The organism is Streptomyces sp. NBC_00299, assembly GCF_036173045.1.
GTDB classification, from domain to species: Bacteria; Actinomycetota; Actinomycetes; order Streptomycetales; family Streptomycetaceae; genus Streptomyces; species Streptomyces machairae.
In genome coordinates, this window is record NZ_CP108039.1 from 969,986 (window position 1) to 987,445 (window position 17,460).

Annotated in this window: 15 protein-coding genes; 6 read left to right on the forward strand and 9 right to left on the reverse strand. The window is 71.7% G+C overall.

All coding sequences use genetic code 11. The annotated features are described in order from the left end of the window. The first annotated feature begins 73 nt into the window (after window positions 1-73). The gene (locus OHT51_RS04455) at window positions 74-859 is read left to right on the forward strand and encodes an ABC transporter ATP-binding protein (RefSeq protein ID WP_443052403.1); all 786 of its coding nucleotides are present in this window, start codon (window positions 74-76) and stop codon (window positions 857-859) included. Between the two features lie 3 nt (window positions 860-862). Then, entirely contained in the window at window positions 863-2,173 is a 1,311-nt protein-coding gene (locus OHT51_RS04460; RefSeq protein ID WP_328877553.1) for an FtsX-like permease family protein, read from the forward strand. Between the two features lie 133 nt (window positions 2,174-2,306). On the opposite strand, the gene OHT51_RS04465 is transcribed toward OHT51_RS04460, so the two are convergent. After that, complete coding sequence (locus tag OHT51_RS04465) at window positions 2,307-2,876, reverse strand: TetR/AcrR family transcriptional regulator (RefSeq protein ID WP_328877554.1); 570 nt, start codon at window positions 2,874-2,876, stop codon at window positions 2,307-2,309. A 174-nt stretch (window positions 2,877-3,050) separates the two neighbouring features. On the opposite strand from OHT51_RS04465, the gene OHT51_RS04470 reads away from it, so the two are divergent. Both OHT51_RS04470 and OHT51_RS04475 read left to right on the forward strand, forming a co-directional pair. Continuing rightward, window positions 3,051-3,908 (forward strand): AAA family ATPase, encoded by an 858-nt coding sequence (locus OHT51_RS04470; RefSeq protein ID WP_328877555.1) that lies wholly within the window; start codon window positions 3,051-3,053, stop codon window positions 3,906-3,908. Then, on the forward strand, window positions 3,905-5,263 hold the full coding sequence (locus OHT51_RS04475) for a vWA domain-containing protein (protein ID WP_328877556.1): 1,359 nt from the start codon (window positions 3,905-3,907) through the stop codon (window positions 5,261-5,263). The genes OHT51_RS04470 and OHT51_RS04475 overlap by 4 nt, the downstream gene beginning before the upstream one ends. Before the next feature lie 12 nt (window positions 5,264-5,275). On the opposite strand, the gene OHT51_RS04480 is transcribed toward OHT51_RS04475, so the two are convergent. Then, the gene (locus OHT51_RS04480) at window positions 5,276-5,977 is read right to left on the reverse strand and encodes an SDR family oxidoreductase (protein WP_328877557.1); all 702 of its coding nucleotides are present in this window, start codon (window positions 5,975-5,977) and stop codon (window positions 5,276-5,278) included. A gap of 179 nt (window positions 5,978-6,156) precedes the next feature. On the opposite strand from OHT51_RS04480, the gene OHT51_RS04485 reads away from it, so the two are divergent. Further along, window positions 6,157-7,134 carry an NAD(P)-dependent alcohol dehydrogenase gene (locus OHT51_RS04485; protein WP_328877558.1) on the forward strand — a complete coding sequence of 326 codons (978 nt, stop codon included), beginning with the start codon at window positions 6,157-6,159 and terminating at the stop codon, window positions 7,132-7,134. A 30-nt stretch (window positions 7,135-7,164) separates the two neighbouring features. Here the strand turns inward: OHT51_RS04485 and OHT51_RS04490 are convergent, their stop codons facing one another. The 3 genes from OHT51_RS04490 to OHT51_RS04500 form a co-directional block, all read right to left on the reverse strand. Next, complete coding sequence (locus tag OHT51_RS04490) at window positions 7,165-7,524, reverse strand: cupin domain-containing protein (RefSeq protein ID WP_328877559.1); 360 nt, start codon at window positions 7,522-7,524, stop codon at window positions 7,165-7,167. Window positions 7,525-7,665: 141 nt separating this feature from the next. Then, window positions 7,666-8,643, reverse strand: a complete 978-nt coding sequence (locus tag OHT51_RS04495) for a pyridoxal-phosphate dependent enzyme (protein ID WP_328877560.1) — start codon at window positions 8,641-8,643, stop codon at window positions 7,666-7,668. Continuing rightward, window positions 8,640-9,356 carry a helix-turn-helix transcriptional regulator gene (locus tag OHT51_RS04500; protein WP_328877561.1) on the reverse strand — a complete coding sequence of 239 codons (717 nt, stop codon included), beginning with the start codon at window positions 9,354-9,356 and terminating at the stop codon, window positions 8,640-8,642. Before OHT51_RS04500 ends, OHT51_RS04495 begins: the two co-directional genes overlap by 4 nt. A 456-nt stretch (window positions 9,357-9,812) precedes the next feature. On the opposite strand from OHT51_RS04500, the gene OHT51_RS04505 reads away from it, so the two are divergent. Beyond that, complete coding sequence (locus OHT51_RS04505; protein WP_328877562.1) at window positions 9,813-12,578, forward strand: M4 family metallopeptidase; 2,766 nt, start codon at window positions 9,813-9,815, stop codon at window positions 12,576-12,578. A 186-nt stretch (window positions 12,579-12,764) separates the two neighbouring features. Here the strand turns inward: OHT51_RS04505 and OHT51_RS04510 are convergent, their stop codons facing one another. The 4 genes from OHT51_RS04510 to OHT51_RS04525 are packed head-to-tail and all read right to left on the reverse strand — an operon-like array spanning window position 12,765 to window position 17,440. Continuing rightward, window positions 12,765-14,768, reverse strand: coding sequence for a heavy metal translocating P-type ATPase (locus tag OHT51_RS04510; RefSeq protein WP_328877563.1), 2,004 nt, complete (start codon window positions 14,766-14,768; stop codon window positions 12,765-12,767). A 4-nt stretch (window positions 14,769-14,772) separates the two neighbouring features. Then, on the reverse strand, window positions 14,773-15,663 hold the full coding sequence (locus OHT51_RS04515; protein WP_328877564.1) for a metal ABC transporter permease: 891 nt from the start codon (window positions 15,661-15,663) through the stop codon (window positions 14,773-14,775). Then, entirely contained in the window at window positions 15,660-16,499 is an 840-nt protein-coding gene (locus OHT51_RS04520) for a metal ABC transporter ATP-binding protein (RefSeq protein WP_328877565.1), read from the reverse strand. Before OHT51_RS04520 ends, OHT51_RS04515 begins: the two co-directional genes overlap by 4 nt. Further along, window positions 16,496-17,440: a metal ABC transporter solute-binding protein, Zn/Mn family gene (locus tag OHT51_RS04525; RefSeq protein ID WP_328877566.1), complete on the reverse strand. Its 945-nt coding sequence runs from the start codon at window positions 17,438-17,440 to the stop codon at window positions 16,496-16,498. The genes OHT51_RS04520 and OHT51_RS04525 overlap by 4 nt, the downstream gene beginning before the upstream one ends. Window positions 17,441-17,460 lie beyond the last annotated feature (20 nt).

Genomic DNA, 17,460 nt, shown 5'->3' on the forward strand with positions numbered 1-17,460 from the left:
CAATGTGGTCGACTCGTCGGCTCCGTAGCTTCGTCGGCAGGGCACAGGGAGTGCCGGACGGAGAGTGATGACGATGCTTCGGGCAAGCTCGCGACGTACGCACGACAAGGGACCCGCCGCCGAGGCACTCCGGCTGGTCAAGGTCACCAAGACCTACGGTGCGCAGGACAGCGCGGTGACCGCGCTGGACGGGGTGACGCTGGGACTGGGGCGGGGCACTTTCACCGCGGTGATGGGGCCGTCCGGCTCCGGCAAGACCACGCTGCTGCACTGCGCGGCCGGTCTCGACCGGCCCGACAGCGGCATCGTGTGCGTGGACGGCACCGAGCTGTCCGGGGGCGGCGAGGCCGAGTTGACGAAGTTCCGGCGTGGCCGGATCGGGTTCGTGTTCCAGCAGTACAACCTGCTGGACACACTGACCGTCGCCCAGAACACGGTGCTGCCGCTCAAGCTCGCCGGGCAGCGCGTCGACCGGAGGCGGGCCAAGGAGGTGCTGACGTCCGTCGGCCTCGGCGACCGACTGGGGCACCGCCCTGACCAGCTATCCGGCGGTCAGCGCCAGCGAGTCGCCATCGCCCGCGCCCTGGTGTCCGAGCCGCGGGTGATCTTCGCGGACGAGCCGACGGGCGCCCTGGACACGCGCAGCGCACGCGATGTGCTGCGGCTGCTCCAGGAGACGGTGCGGGTGCACGGCCGGACGGTGGTGATGGTGACCCATGATCCGGTCGCCGCCTCCTATGCGGACTCGGTGCTGTACCTGGCGGACGGACGGCTGGCGGGCAGGCTGGACGCCCCGACGGCGGATGTGGTGGCCGAGCGCCTGGCGCACCTGGGCGACAACGTGACGACGGGGGTATGAGCGATGTTCATGCTGGCCATTCGGTCGATACGGAACCGCCCCGGGCGGTTCCTCGCCACGCTGCTGTCCGCGTTTCTCGGCGCGGCGATCATCATGACGTTCAACTCGATGCACGACACGGCCGCGCAGGACGGCGTCGACTCGACCAGCGCGGAGACACTGTCCACCGCGGCGGGCGTCGTCGGCGGCTACGGCACCCTGCTGGTCTTCTTCGCCGTCGCCTCCGCCCTGACGGTCAACGTCCGTCAGCGTACGGCCGAGTTGGAGCTGCTGCGCTGCTCGGGGGCGACTCCGGCGCAGCTCAAGCGGATGGTCGTCGGGGAGGCGGTGGTCGTGGCGCTGGTGGGCGCGGTGCTGGCGATCGGCCCGGCGATGCTGGGCGGCCGGGCACTGCTGGAGATCTTCCAGAACAGCGGCCAGGTTGCCGAGTCCGTCGACCACTCCTTCGGCCCGATCGCGCTCCTGTCGGGCATCGACATCACGCTGCTGGCGTCCGCGGGCGCCGCCTTCCTCGCCGTACGGCGGGCGACACACGGACCCCAACGGCAAGGCGGGGCACGGAAGTTCCTCGCGTACGGCGCGCTGCTCGCCGGGGCCGCCGCGGCCTCCTCCACCTTCGCGTTCTCGGCGACGGACGCGGCGCTGATGGCGGCGCCGGCCTACGGGGCGATCCTGCTGTCGGTCGGCTTCGCGCTGATGGCGCCGCGACTCCTGAAGGGCGTGCTGGACCGCCTGCCGCTGAGCGGGGCGAGCGGCTGGCTGGCCGTGCGGAATCTGCGGGAGCGGGCCGGTCAGCTGGCCGGGATCCTGATGTCGCTGATCCTGTTCACGGCGGTGGCGACGGCCACGCTCACCATGCAGGCGGTGGAGAGCGACGCCGTCGAGGCCTCGGGTCTGACGAAGTCGATCGACGCCAAGAACCTGGAGACGCTCAACTTCACGGTCGTCGGCATCATCGTGGTCTTCGTCTGCGTGATGCTGGTCAACTCGCTGTACGCAGCGACGAGTTACCGCAGCCGGGAGTTCGGGCAGCAGCGACTCGCCGGGGCGACCCCGGGGCAGGTGCTCGGGACGGTCGGCACCGAGACGCTGATCCTGACCGTCTCCGGAGTCCTCCTCGGCATGGTGGCCGCGCTCGCCGGGATCGTCCCGTTCACGATGGTCCGCACCGACGGGGTGCTGCCGGGCCAGGCCTACGGCACGGCGGTCGCCGTGGTCGCGATCGCGGCGACGGTGACCCTGGGGACCAGCCTGGCCACGGCCCGGCGGATGCTGCGAACTCCGGCGGTGAGGGCGGTCGCGGTGGCGTCGTGACGACAGGCACGACGAGGACGACAGGTACGGGGACGACAGGTAGGACGGGGACGACGGGTAGGACGAGGACGACAGGCACAAGCACGACAGGCAGGTCGAGGGGCGGTCACCACGGTGGCCGCCCCTTCCTGTGTCACTCCACGCCGGCCGCGTCCAGCAGCGCGGTCACGGCTGCCGTGGCCAGCCCGTCCAGCGTCTCGACCTGCGTGCCCGCCCGGGCGCTGGCACCGTCGAAGACCAGCATCAGCTGGCGGGCGAGCAGCTCGGGGTCCCGCGCCCCGCCCTCCTGTGCACGCGCACGGAGGAAGTCCCGCATCCACTCCTTCGCCCCGCGCGCGACCACACTCGCCGGATGCTCGGGATCCTTCAGCTCGACCAGGGCCGCGAGATAGGGACAGCCGTGGTAGGCGGGCTCGGTGGACGCCTTCTCCAGCCGCTCGAAGACATGCAGGATCCGCTGCCGGGGCGTGCCGGCGTCCTGGTCGCCGGGCGCCAGCTGGGCCTCGTACGCCGGAAGCTGTCGGGCCAGGCTCGCCGCGAGGACCTCGTCCTTGCTCGCGAAGAGCTGGTACATGGACCGCTTCGAGACCCCGGCGGTCCGGCACAGCGCCTCGACGCCGATGGAGACGCCGTCGCGGTAGAAGAGCTCGGCCGCCGCGTCGAGGAGCCGGTCCCTGGTGGACGCCTTGTCTGTCGTGGCCATACCGCGAGGCTACCGCGCGCCCGACCCAGAAGGAAACCGATCGGTCTCCAGTGAGGAAGCCCTCGCAAAAGCCCTTGGATCACAGGTGACAGCGGAGGTGAACAAGCGCTTAGATAGGTGACTGGACCAGATAGGTGACCGGAACAGACATCTCTCACCCAGCCGGAGGCCCCGTTGTTCACTTCCGTCGACGACGTCTCCGCACGTCTGGCCGAGACCGGCTATCTCGCCTCGCCCGCGGTCGCCACGACCGTCTTCCTCGCCGACCGCCTCGGCAAGCCGCTCCTGGTGGAGGGCCCGGCCGGGGTCGGCAAGACGGAGCTGGCCAAGGCCGTGGCCGAGATCGCCGGGGCGCGGCTCGTGCGCCTGCAGTGCTACGAGGGCGTCGACGAGTCCCGGGCACTGTACGAGTGGAACCACGCCAAGCAGTTGCTGCGCATCAGCGCGGGCCGCGACGAGACGTGGGACGAGGCGCGCACGGACATCTTCAGCGAGGAGTTCCTGCTCACGCGGCCACTGCTGACGGCCATCCGGGGCGACGAGGCGAAGGTCCTGCTGATCGACGAGACCGACAAGGCTGACGTCGAGGTGGAGGGCCTGTTGCTGGAGGTGCTGAGCGACTTCCAGGTGACCGTCCCCGAACTCGGCACGATCACCGCGACGCGCCGCCCCTTCGTCGTCCTCACGTCCAACGCCAGCCGAGAGCTGTCCGAGGCGCTGCGCCGCCGCTGCCTGTTCCTCCACATCGGCTTCCCTGACGAGGAGCTGGAGCGCCGGATCGTACGGCTGAAGGTGCCGGGGCTCGACGAGGCGCTGGTCCGCTCCGTCGTCCGGGTCGTGGGCGCGCTGCGGGCGATGGACCTGCGCAAGGTGCCGTCGGTCGCAGAGACCATCGACTGGGCGCGCACCCTGCTGGCGCTGGGCGCCGGCACGCTGGACGAGACGGTCGTGCAGGCCAGCCTCGGCGTGCTCCTCAAGCACCAGGACGACGTCCTCAAGGCGACCGCCAAGCTCGACCTGGACGCCCTGTGACCACGCCCGCGGGCGTCGCGGAGCGGCTGACGTCCCTCGTCTCGGCGCTGCGCGCGCACGGTGTCCGCATCGGCACCGGCGAGACGGTCGACGCGGGGCGCGCGATGGAGGCCCTCGGTCTCGCTGACCGGGAGCTGCTGCGCGAGGGGCTGGCGGCGACGCTGTTGCACGGAAACGGCCAACGGCCGGTGTTCGACCCGGTCTTCGACCTCTACTTTCCGCGCGGGGTCGGCGCGCCGGAGCAGAAAGCCGCGGGCCGGGACGACCTGCGCGACCGTCTGGCGGCGGCCCTGGCCGCCAACGACCAGGCCCTGATGGGCCGCCTGGCGGCCGAGGCGGTCGACGGTTTCGGTGGTTACGGCTCCTCGCCGGAGTCGGACGGCTGGTCGTCGTACCAGACGCTGGAACGGCTGCGGCCACAGACCTTGCTGGCCCGTGTCCGCGACACCATCCGTGGGCAGGGCGGGAGTCCGGGGTTCACGGACCGGCTGCTGGAGGACGAGATCCGGCAGCGCATCGAGGCGTTCCGGGCACTGGTGGCCGCGGAGGCGCGACGCCGGGTCGCGGAGCGGCGCGGGCGGGACGAGATCGCCCGGCGGGCGGTGACTCCGACCGCCGACCGGGTCGACTTCCTCTTCGCCGGCAAGGCCCAACTGGCCGAGCTGCGCAGGGCCGTGCAGCCACTCGCCCGCAAACTCGCGACCCGGCTCGCGGCACGCCGCCGCCGCGCTTCGCGGGGCAGTATCGATCTACGGCGGACCCTGCGCGGTTCCCTGTCGACGGGCGGCGTGCCGATGAAGCCGGTACTGCGCCGACGCCGGCCCGTCCGCCCCGAACTGGTGCTGCTGTGCGATGTGTCGGGGTCGGTGTCCGGCTTCTCGGACTTCACGATGCTGCTGGTGCAGGCGCTGCACGACCAGTTCAGCAAGGTGCGTGTGTTCGCCTTCGTCAACCGGATCGACGAGGTGACCGGGCTGCTCCAGCGCGGGACCGCCGACCCGGAGGGGCTCAGCGCCCGCATCGAGGCGGAGGCCACGCTGACGGGCTATCACGGCAGCAGCGACTACGGCATGGCGCTGGGCGAGTTCGCGGAGCGGTACGGCGACACGGTCGGCCATCGCACGACCGTGTTCGTCCTCGGTGACGCCCGCACCAACCAGAGCGACCCGAACCTGCCCGCCGTACGGCAGATCTCCGAACGGGCCCGTCGGGTCTACTGGCTGAACCCGGAGCAGCGCTCCCGCTGGGGCACGGGCGACTCCGCCGCACCCGCCTACGCCGAGCTGGTCGAGATGCACGAGTGCCGCACCGCCCGGCAGCTCAGCGCGCTGGTGGCGCGCCTGCTGCCGGTGTGATCAGGGCGCAGGTCAGGCGGCGAGCTGCGGGTACAGAGTGGCCGGGTCGGCCGCCAGGCCCGCCTTGACCTGCCGCGAGATGTCGTCGGCCAAGACCTCGAAGGCGCCCGACGCGATCCCGTCGAGGGCCTGGGCGGCGACACTCTCGGCCGTGGACTTGGGCGCGTCGATGCCGACGGTCAGGTCGGTGTCGACGTATCCGACGTGCAGGCCCGTGACCTCGATGCCGCGCGGCTTCAGGTCCAGGCGCAGTGAGTTGGTCTGCGACCAGAAGGCGGCCTTGGACGCGCTGTAGGAACCGGCGAGACCGATCCACGACAGCACGGAGTGGACGTTCAGGATGTGCCCGCCGCCGTTGTGTTCGAGGACGGGCACGAAGGCCCGCGTGACCAGGAGCGGTCCGTAGAAGTTGGTCTCGAACTCACGGCGGACGTCCTCGACGGGAGAGTCGAGGAAGTTCGCGTTGACCGACGCGCCCGCGTTGTTGATCAGCAGGGTGACGTCCTGCGCCTGCTCGGCCGCCGCCGCGACGGACGCGGGGTCGGTCACCTCCAGGGCGAGCGGCACCGCATCGGGGTGGGTGACGGTGCGCGGGTCGCGGGCGGTGGCGTACACCTTCTTCGCGCCCCGCTCGTACAGGGCGGCGACCAGGGCACGGCCGATGCCGCGGCTGCCGCCGGTGACCAGGGCGACGGAACCTTCGATGGCGGACATGGGATCTCCAGGCTGTCTCGAGACATGGAAACCGATCGGTTTCCGACTGTGGGACCCAGCGTAAACCGATCGGTTTCATCCGGGCAAGGCCAGGGGCGACCCTGAGAAAATCAGGGTTCATCCCCGATATCCGCCTCCGCTGGCTTTCCGTAGGCTCGCCGGAGATGGAGGGGGATCCCATGAAGGCAGTGCTGCAGGACCGGTACGGCTCGGCGGACGTGCTGGAGTTCAGGGACATCGACCGGCCCGTGCCGGCCACCGACGAGGTGCTGGTGCGGGTGCATGCGGCCTCGGTGAACGCCTACGACTGGCACTTCATGCGCGGGGACCCCTTGATCGGCCGCGGCATGATGGGGCTGCGGCGGCCCCGGGCGCGCGTGCGGGGCCGGGACTTCGCAGGCACGGTGGAGGCGGTGGGCGCCGGGGTCACGGGGATCGAGCCCGGAGACGAGGTGTACGGGGAGGCCGACGGCGCGTTCGCGGAGTACGTGTGCGCGCGGGACAGCGAGGTCGGCCCGAAGCCGGCCAACCTCACCTTCGAGCAGGCGGCGGCGATTCCGCTGGCGGGGAACACCGCCCTGATCGGCCTGCGCGACGTCGCCCGGCTGCAACCGGGCCAGACGCTCCTGGTGAACGGGGCGTCGGGCGGGGTGGGCACGTTCGCCGTGCAACTCGGCAAGGCGTACGGCGCGGAGGTGACGGCCGTGTGCAGCACGAGGAACGTGGACCTGGTCCGCTCACTCGGCGCCGACCGTGTCGTCGACTACACGCAGGACGACTTCACCCGGGACGAGAAGAGGTACGACGTGGTCCTGGACCTCGTCGGCAATCGCTCACTCGGGGAGTTCCGGCGGGTCCTGACGCCCACCGGGACGCTCATCCTGTCCGGCGGCGGGGTGTACGAGGGCGGCAGCGTCGTCGGCCCCATGGGTCTCTTCCTCAAGCGGCGGCTGGCGGCGCCCTTCGCGCGCCCGCAGCAGCTGCTGGAGATCTCGGCCCGGCAGAGCACGGCCAACCTGGCGGCGCTGCGCGAACTCGCCGAGTCCGGCAGGATCGCCCCGGTCGTCGAGCGGACCTATCCGCTGAGCGAGGCTGCCGAGGCGCTCCGGTACGTGGAGGTGAAGCACGCGCGCGCGAAGATAGTCGTCACCGTCTGACGTACCGGGCACCGAGTCGGCGGCCGCGCGTTACTTCTGCTTGGCGTACTCCCTCGCCGTCTGCCCCTGGAAGTCGTAGACCACGACCTGCTCGTCGCCCACGACCCAGGCGTCGTGTCCGGGTGAGCAGACGAAGACGTCGCCAGGACCGACCTCGCTCTCGCCGCCGTCATCCATGCGGATGTGCATGCGGCCCTGGACCATGTAGCAGTTGTGGTGCATCTGACAGGTGTCGGTGCCCGCGATGGAGGCTACGGACTCCGTCCAGCGCCATCCGGGCTCGAAGGTCGCCACGGCGAAGTCGAGATCCGTCATGTGGACGGCTTCGAGGTGACCGCGGGGGAAATCGCGCCGCTCATCAGGCTTGTCGATGGGCTTCACTTCCAACATGATGGGCTCCCTTCCGGCCGCGTCTCACCGCGACCGCGGCCGACCTCCCCGGCGAACCCTGCGCACCGCCGTCGACGGCCGGCCCCTTACCACTCCATCGTCCGCCCGGCCATCCGGGGCCGCCATTCGGGGAACTCCCGCTCAGGACCGCGTCCCACAGAGCTCGGCAAAGCGCTCGGCGTCGACGTTGCCCCCGGAGATGATCACCCCGACCCGGCGTGGCAGCGTGCCCGCCCGGCCGGTGAGCAGGGCGGCCAGCGGGGTGGCGCCGCTCGGTTCGACGACGATCTTCAGGCGTTCGAAGGCGAACCGCATCGCGTCCCGGATCTCGTCGTCGCTGACCAGCGCGATCGCGTCGACGAGCCGTCGGTTGACGGAGAAGGTGAGTTCGCCGGGGGTGTGCAGGGCCTGGCCGTCGGCGATGGTGTGCGGTACCGGGATGCTGATGCGCCGCCCCGCCTCCAGGGATCGCTTGGTGTCGTCCCCGGCCTCCGGCTCGACGCCGATCATCCGGATGTCCGGATACAGGCCCTTGGCCGCCGTGGAGCTGCCGGCGATGAGCCCGCCGCCGCCGACCGGCGTCAGCAGCGCACCCAACTCCCCCACCTCTTCGAGGAGTTCGAGCGCGGCGGTGCCCTGCCCGGCCATGATGTGCGAATGCTCGTACGGCGGGATGACGGTGAGGCCGCGCTCGGCGGCCAGTGTCTCGGCGATCGCGACCCGGTCGCCGGTGTAGCGGTCGTAGGTGACGATCTCGGCGCCGTAACCGACGGTCGCGGCCCGCTTCGACGGCGGGGCGTCCTCGGGCATGACGATCACCGCGGTGGTGCCGAGTTCCCGGGCGGCGAGGGCGACGGCCTGCGCGTGGTTCCCGGAGGAGTACGCGGCGATGCCACGCTCCAGTTGCTCCGGCGTCAGACGGGAGGCCGCGTTGTAGGCGCCGCGGAACTTGAAGGCGCCGACCCGCTGGAAGTTCTCGCACTTGAGGAGGACCTCCGCGCCGACGAGTTCGTCGAGCGTGCGCGAGCGCAGCACCGGGGTGCGGTGCGCCACGCCCTTGAGCCGGGCGGCGGCGTCGCGGACGTCGTCGAGGGTGACCGGTGGGGTGGTGGTCGTCACGCGTGTCCTCCAGAGGGTGTCGTGTCGGTGGCGGCCTCGTCGACCGACGTCCCGGCCTCGGTGCGCGCCTGCGACAGATAGCTGTACGCGGACGCTCGGGAGATGCCGAGCCGTGCCGCAACCTGTTCGATCGCGCGCCGCACGGCGAAGACGCCCCGCTCGTCCAGACCACGGAACAGTTCCAGGCGCTGGGCGCGTGCGAGACCGGCCCAGCTGTCGTTCTGCCGGAGCTGGTGGGCGTCGAGGATGGCGTCGACGACGGAGTCGATGTCGTTGCCGAAGGTGGTGACGGGAACGTCGGCCGAGGTGGTGACGGCGCCGGCGAGGGCTCCGAGCAGGGCGTGGGCGTCGTTGACGGCGGTCACGTCGAGGTTGACGCAGAGGGCGCCGAACACCGTGCCCGTCGAGTCCCGCAGCACCATGGTGGACGCCTTGACCAGCTTGCCGCTCCGCGTGCGGGTGACGTAGTTCAGCTCGTCGCCCGCACCGTCGCCGCGCGCGACGACCCGCATGCCGATCTCGCTCATGGCCCCGCCCACGGCCCGCCCGGTCACCGAACCGGCCACGGCGACCACGGACTTCTCCGGCCGCCGATAGTCGTGCAGGACCACTTCGCACATCGGCCCGAACGTCGCCACGAGCCCGTCGACGACCGGTCTCAGCGCGGCCACGATCGCGTCCCGCTCCGCTTCGAGGACCCGCTCGGCCGCCATCGCACACTCCTCTGCCGCAAGGGCTCGGCAGTCTGATCCCCCGAGCCGCCTCTAGACTACATGTCCAGAGTCTGTACTGGCAGTCCAAATCGATCCGATCGGCTGTCCACCGCCCCTGCCGAGCCGCACCCGGTCGACTCGCTCGTCCCGGTCGGCCTGGTGGTCCGCCGCAGCAGCGGCCCTGCGCCCGAACCGGGACGCTGACCGGCAGCCGCCGCCTGCCCGACTACAGCCGGAAGTCACCTGTGGGCACACCCGCCCCGTTGATCGAACGGAACATCGCCGCTTCGATGACCCCTGGCCGGGCGGCACTGTGCCCCCGGCACCGCGAGCGAGGGGGGTCGGGAGACCGTGCGTCACCCCAGAAGAGCCACCAGGAGAACCACCGGCAGAGTCGGCGGCCGCCGAGGCGGCCACCGGGCACGACCGATCGGATTACCGGGTGCGGCGGCGCTGTTGAGCGTCGTCGCACTCGTCGTCTCGGCGGCGCCTGCCGACGCCCTGACGGAGGCGACGGCACCGCCGCCGAACCCGGCGGAAGTGATCCCGGGGCAGGAGACGCAGACCCCGGCGCTGGTACGGGGCATCCGGGAGCAGGCCCCCGCCACCGGCAGTGCCGCAGCCGCGGCCCGCGCCTATCTGGACGGCAGGCAGGGCCGGTACCGGATCCCCGACGCGAACCGCGATCTGGTGCCCGCCGGGACCACCGCCGCCGACGGCCGCGAGACCGTCCGGCTCCAACAGCGGCACCGGGGGGTGCCCGTCCTGGGCGGCCAGTACGTCGTCCGTATGCAGCGGCAGGACGGCGAGCGGGTCGTCACCGGGACCTCGGGCAAGTACTTCACCGAGCTGAGCACCGGCACGACGCCCGAGGTCGGCGAGGCGCTCGCCGTCGAGCGTGCGGTACACGCCGTCCTCACCGAACTCGGCGACAGGAACTTCGCGGCGCCACCGCGCGAGGGGGCCGATGAGGAGTCCCCGCTCGAAGGCACCGTGCGCGGCCTCGTCGTACTGCCCGCCGGGGCAGGCGTCCTCACCCGGCACGTCACCGTGCACGGCAGCGACCCGGCGACCGGTGAGCCCGTGCGCCGCGAGGTCTACGTGGACGCCCGCGCCGGATATCCGGTCCTTCAGTACAGCGGTATCAAGACGTTCGGCACGCCTCGCACGACACCCGGGCAGTCCGCCGCCGCCGGCAGGCGCTCGCGGCAGGCGCTCGCCGCCGAGGAGGGCACCGGCGTCAGGCTCGACGGCACCACCGTCGGCCTCGACATCAACCGCGACGACAACCGTGGCCTGTACGTCCTGCGCGACCGCTCCCGAATACCCGCCGGCGACTCCGGCAACGTCCTGTCGACCTGGGACGCACGCGGCAAGTGGTACACCGACGTCGGCGGGGTGTGGCCCGAGGGCATCCAGGAGTTCGGCTCGCCGACCCCTGCGTTCGGCGCCGAGGCCACCGAGTCGGGGGCCGTGGACGCACACTGGGCCGCGGGGCAGGTCTACGACTACTTCAAGGGCAAGCACGGCCGCGACAGCCTCGACGGCCGCGGCATGACCGTCAACTCCCTTGTGGGCGTGACCGATTACGGGCAGCCGTACGTCAACGCCTTCTGGGACGGCCAGAAGATGGTGTACGGCAACGGTGACGGCGAGTACCGCCCGCTCTCCGCGGCCATGGACGTCGTCGGCCACGAGATGACGCACGGCGTGATCGAGCATTCCGCGAACCTCGTCTACGCCGGCCAGTCCGGCGCCCTGAACGAGGCCATCGCCGACTACTTCGGCAACGCCATCGAGGCGGACGTGTACGGCATCCCTGCGACGGACCCCGACTCGGGCCTCCTGGGCGAGCGGCTCTGCCGGACCAAGTCCCCGCGGGAATGCGCGCTGCGCGACCTGGGCGACGGACGCACCACGGCCAAGTCGTTCCTCGGCGTCGGCTTCGCCACCGACAGCGGCGGCGTCCACCTCAACTCGACCATCATCGGCGGCGCGTTGTGGGACGCCCGTGAGGACCTGGGCGCCGAGACGATGGACAAGATCGTCTACAGAGCGCTGACCGAGTACCTCACGCCGCTCGACGGCTTCACCGAGGCACGGGCCGCCGTGCTCGCCGCCGCCCAGGACCTCGCGATCCCGGCGGCGGGCCGGAAGACGCTGCAGCGCGCCTTCACCGCCCACGGCATAGTGCCCGGCTGGGAGTCGGCCCTCGGCATGGACGCCGACGTCCTCCTCGACCGGATCAACACCAGCAACACGAACCTGGGCGGGGGCGGCGGCTGGTGGGCGGCGTCCAAGTCCAACGAGGACGGCACGGAGCCGTACTCGGTGTGGGCCGGGCGCGCCGACGGCCGGGGCACGCCCAAGCTGATGAGCCCCAACGACGGTCGCTACCACGTCAATCCGGCCACCGACGGCAAGACCGTGGTGTGGCAGGCGTACGGGCCGGACGGCGTCGACGTCCTGGCCAGGCCGCTCGCGGGCGGCCCCGTCAAGAAGCTCTGGCACGGCCGGACCCCCGGCAGCTCGGTGGACGTCGACGGTGACCTCGTGGCCTTCGACTACGTCACCTACGGCGGGCGCCGGGCCGTGGCCCATCTGAGCATCAAGGACCCGGCGAACGTGGAGACGATCGGCGGTGGCACCTACTACCGGGCGTGGGCACCGTCGGTGAGCAACGGCAAGGTCGCCTACCAGGAGCGGCGGCGGGTGCGCGCCGAGTACGCGGTGAGCACACGGGTCATCGACATCGCGACCGGCGAGAACACCGCGGTCCAATCGGCCACGGACGGCATCAGTCTCGGCCCGACGGCGATCAACCGCACCCACGTCTTCTGGCTCCTCGACGATGGCGCCACCGACGGAACGAGGGCCCTGCGCCGCGCCGCACTCGACGGTTCCGGCGTGGTGGACCTGAGCCCGGAGACCGGGCCGAACGCCCTGAACGCCTACGACCTGACGGTCTCGGAGGACAGGGTGACGGTCGGCAGCTACCTGGCCGGCGCCCCGCTCAGCAACGAATCGGCGCCCAAGCTCTACCAGTTCGCCGCGGCCGGCGCGCCCGATGATCCGGCCACCCTCAAGGGCCGGGTCTCGTGCAACCGCGGCGAGCAGTCGTCCGCGGTCGCTGTCGGCGGCAACCAGGTGGTGTGGCTGGACTCGACGACCGGCACCACCGATGCCGTGACCCGCGCTCGGCCGGCGGGCCGCTGCGACTGACGTCGAGACACAGTCCGACAGGAGCCGTGCGACAGGGGCCGTTGGCCCGCCCGGTGTGTGGCAGGGCGGGCCAACGGCCCCGCGCAGTAGGGCCGCCGGCACGTACGGCCCTGGGGTCACAGGCCCTGTCAGCCGGTCCCTGTCGGCCGGGGCAATGTCAGGTGGGGCAATGTCAGCCCGGTTCCGTCAGCCGGCCCCATCTGCCGCCGCCCGCTCCCAAGCCGCGTCCCGCAGCAGCCGCAGTCCGTTCAGGCCGACGAGGACCGTGGAGCCCTCGTGGCCCGCGACGCCGAGCGGCAGCGGGAGCGTGCCGACCAGGTCCCAGGTCACGAGGCCGGTGATGAAGACCCCGGCGATGACGAGGTTCTGCACGACCAGTCTCCGGGCCCGGCGCGAGAGGGCGACGGTGGTGGGGACGGCGGCGAGTTCGTCGCGGACGATCACCGCGTCGGCGGTCTCCAGGGCGAGGTCGGAGCCCGCGCGGCCCATGGCGACGCCGATATGGGCGGCGGCCAGGGCGGGTGCGTCGTTGACACCGTCCCCGACGACCATCACCTTGCGGCCCGCCCCCTCCATCTCCTTGACCGCGGCCAGCTTGTCCTGCGGCAGCAGCCCCGCGCGCACGTCCTCGATGCCGGCCTCGGCGGCCAGGTGGGCAGCGGCCCGGGGGTTGTCGCCGGTGAGCAGGGTCGGGGCGGCGCCGGTGAGTGCGGTGAGGGAGACGACGGTGGCGGCGGCGTCGGGGCGCAGCCGGTCCGCGATGCCGAGCACTCCGGCGGGGGTGCCGTCGACGACCACGAGGACGGTGGTACGGCCGGACTGCTGGAGTTCTTCGGCCAGCGCGGCGACCGGGCTCGCGTCGTCGGCGTCGGTCGCGGCGCAGGCGTTGTCGAGCAGGCGGGCCGGGGCACCCACCTCGACGGTACGACCGCCCGCGACGGCCTTCACCCCGACCCCGGGCGCGGACGTGAAGTCCCGTACGTCGGGCAGGTGGAGGCGCCGTTCGCGTGCGGCGTCCACCACGGCCCGGGCCAGCGGGTGTTCGCTGGGGTGCTCGGCCGCCGCGGCGAGCGTCAGCAGCTCGTCCTCGTCCAGCGCCGATCCGGGCAGGGGCCGTACGTCGACAACGCGCGGGGTGCCCTCGGTGAGCGTGCCGGTCTTGTCCAGGGCGACGGCGTCGACCTGGCCGAGGCGCTCCATCACCACCGCCGACTTCACCAGCACACCGTGCCGGCCGGCGTTGGCGATGGCCGACAGCAGGGGCGGCATGGTGGCCAGGACCACCGCGCAGGGCGAGGCGACGATCATGAAGGTCATGGCGCGCAGCAGCGCCTCAGAGAACTCCTCGCCGAAGGCGAGCGGGACGCCGAACACAGCAAGGGTCGCGGCGACCATGCCCAGCGAGTAGCGCTGTTCGACCTTCTCGATGAACAGCTGGGTGGGTGCCTTCGTCCCGGACGCCTCTTCCACCATCCGTACGATCCGGGCGATCACGGAGTCGGAGGCGTCGCGTTCGACCCGGACGCGCAGCGCCCCGGTGCCGTTGAGGGTGCCCGCGAACACCTCGTCGCCCGGCTGCTTCGGTGCGGGAAGCGGTTCGCCGGTGATGCTCGCCTGGTCCACCTCGCTGACGCCGTCCAGCACCCGGCCGTCGGCTCCGACGCGCTCGCCCGGCCGGACCAGGACGGTGTCGCCGACCGTCAACTCCTCGACGGGGAGGGTCTGTTCGGTGCCGTCGGGGGTGATCCGGGTGGCCGTGGCAGGGGCCATGTCGAGCAGTCCGCGCACGGAGTCGGCGGTACGGGCGGTGGCGAGTGCCTCCAGTGCGCCCGAAGTCGCGAAGATGACGATCAGCAGGGCGCCGTCCATCACCTGCCCGATCGAGGCGGCGCCGAGCGCGGCGACGACCATCAGCAGATCGACGTCGAGGGTCCTGTCCTTGAGCGCCTTGAGGCCTTCCCAGCCCGGCTCCCAGCCGCCGGTCGCGTACGACAGCGCGTAGAGCGGGCACCACGTCCAGGCGGGCGCTCCGGCGAGTTGCAGGGGCAGCGCGAGCAGGAACAGCGCGGTGGCCGCGACGGCCCAGCGGACCTCCGGCAGTGCGAGGAGCCGGGTGCGCCGCCGCGGCACGGCCCCGGCACGGGTGGACACGGCCCGCTCGGCCGACGGCGGGGTGAGCGTCGAAGTCATGCGCTCACGATACAGGAATAGATGAACACCCCTTCATGTCTTCATGTCGCCTGGGCTTCCGGCGGGGGCCCAGCAGCCTGCACCCGAGGTAGATCGCGAACGAGATCGTGGTGACGTACGGGCTGATGGGGATGCTGCTGCCCAGCGCCAGCAGGATCCCGCCCTCGATGGAGGCCACCGCGAACAGCACGCTCAGGAAGGGCAGCAGCACCGGTGAGGCCGTGAGCCGGGCAGCGGCGGCCGCCGGGGTGACGACGAGCGTGAGGACCAGCAGCGCGCCGACGATCTGCACGGACAGGGCGACCGCGAGGCCCAGCACGATCATGAACGCGAACGACAGCGCCCGTACGGGCACGCCCCGCGCCTCGGCCACGTCCGGGTCGGCGCTGGCGAAGGCGAGCGGGCGCCACATCACCGCCAGGGCGACGAGCACCACGGCCGACGTGCCGAGCAGCCAGGACATCTGCGGGGTGTCGACGGCGACGATCTGCCCGGTGAGGAGGCCGAACTTGTTCGCCGCCCGGCCCTTGTAGAGGGCGAGGAAGAGCACGCCGAGCCCGAGGCCGAACGGCATGATGACGCCGATCACGGAGTTGCGGTCCCGGGCGCGGGAGCCGAGCAGTCCGATCGCCCCGGCGGCGACGAGCGAGCCGACGATCGACCCGGCCACGATGTTCATGCCCAGCAGCAGCGCGGCCGAGGCGCCGGCGAAGGACAGCTCGCTGATCCCGTGCACCGCGAACGGCAGGTCCCGCATGATCACGAACACGCCCACCAGACCGCCGACCAGACCGAGCGCGGCGCCGGCGACGAGGGAGTTGCGGACCAGGGCGAGCAGTTCGCCGTAGTGGTCGAAGTTGAAGACCTGTTGCCAGATCCCGTCGGCGATGGTCATGACCGCACTCCGTGCGGCAGTTCGGGATGGTGCGGCGACTGCGCGACCTCGTCGGGTACGGCGACGACCGTGACGCGGTCCCGGACGCGGATGACGTCGACCCGGGTGCTGTACAGCTGCGACAGCGCCTCGGAGGTCAGCACCTCGTCGGGGGTGCCGATGCGGTGGCCGCCGCGGGCGAGGTAGAGAACGCGGTCCACCAGCCCCAGCACGGGGTTGATCTCGTGGGTCACGAACACCACGGCCGTGCCGTGGGAGCGGCGGCGGGCGTCCACCAGCTCCGTGACGGCCCGCTGGTGGTGCAGGTCGAGGGAGAGCAGCGGCTCGTCGCAGAGCAGGATCCGCGGGTCGGTCACCAGTGCCTGTCCGATGCGTACTCGCTGCCGTTCGCCGCCGGAGAGCAGCCCGACGGGGACATCCGCGTACGCGGCGGCACCGACCGCGGTGAGGACCTCGTCCACGCGGCGACGTACGGCGCCCGTGCGCAGCCGGGGTCCGAAGCGGTGCCCGTCGATACCGAAGCGGACCAGGTCCCGGGCGCGCAGCATCGCGTGGGCGGACAGGGTCGCCTGCTGCGGGACGTAGCCGACGTGGCGGCTGCCCTTGCGGGGCGGACGGCCCAGGACCGTCAACGTACCGGCGGACAAGGGGCGTTGGCCCAGCAGGGCCCGTACGAAGCTGGTCTTGCCCGCCCCGTTGGGCCCGAGTACCGCCAGGAACTCGCCCGGCCGCACGTCGAGTTGGAGGTCCTGCCACAGCACGCGCTCGCCGTAGGACAGAGCCGCTCCGCGCAGACTGATCAGCGCGGCGCCGCCGGCCGCGGTGGAGGGCCTCACTTCGCCAGCGCGCCCGCGAGCGCGTCGACGTTGGCGGTCATCCAGCCGAGGTAGTCCTTGCCGTGGGGCAGGGTCTCGGTCACCGGGACGACGGGGATTCCGGCGTCCCTGGCGGCCTGCTCGGCCTTCTCGGTCTGCGGGCCGGAGGCCTGCTCGTTGTAGACCAGCGCCTTGACCTTCCTGCCGGTGAACAGCGCCAGCGTCTCCTGCAGGGTCCTCGCGGAGACGTCGCCGCCTTCTTCGATGGCCTCGCTGAACTCCTGGCGCGTCGCGTTCTCCAGCCCGGCGGCCTCGATCATGTACAGGGGCACGGGTTCGGTGATGGCCACGCGCTCGCCGCCGTGGTCGGCCCTGATCCGGGCTTCCTTCCCCTCCAGCGGCTTGAGCTTCGCCTCGAAACTCTTGGCGTTCCTGCCGAAGGCGCCGGCGTCCTCCGGGTCGGCCTTGGCGAGGGCGGCGGCGATGCGGTCGGCGAGCCTGGCGACCGTGGGGAAGTCGTACCAGACGTGCTCGTTGAGCTCCCCGCTCGCCGGGGCGGTCTTCCCGGAGACCTTGACGGCGTTGACCACCTCGGCGGACGAACCGCCGCTCTTCAGCATGCGGTCGACGAAGTCGTCGTAGCCGCCGCCGTTCTCGATCACGACCTTCGCCTTGGACAACGCCAGCTGGTTCTGCGTGTTGGCCTCGTAGGAGTGCGGGTCCTGGTCGGGGTCGCCGATGATCGAGGTGACCTGCACCTTTCCGCCGCCTATTCGCTCCGCGATATCGCCGTAGACGTTCGTTGAGGCCACCACCGGGACGGCGGCCGCGGCAGCGGGGCGCTGCGCGGCGTCGGAGCCGCTTTTGGAATCCGGCGTGTTGCCGCAGCCGGCGAGGAGGATCAGACATGCGCCGGTTGTCAGTGGCACAAGCGGAAGACGACGGTACGAGGACGCAGGCATGGAACCCTCCGAGGGCAAGG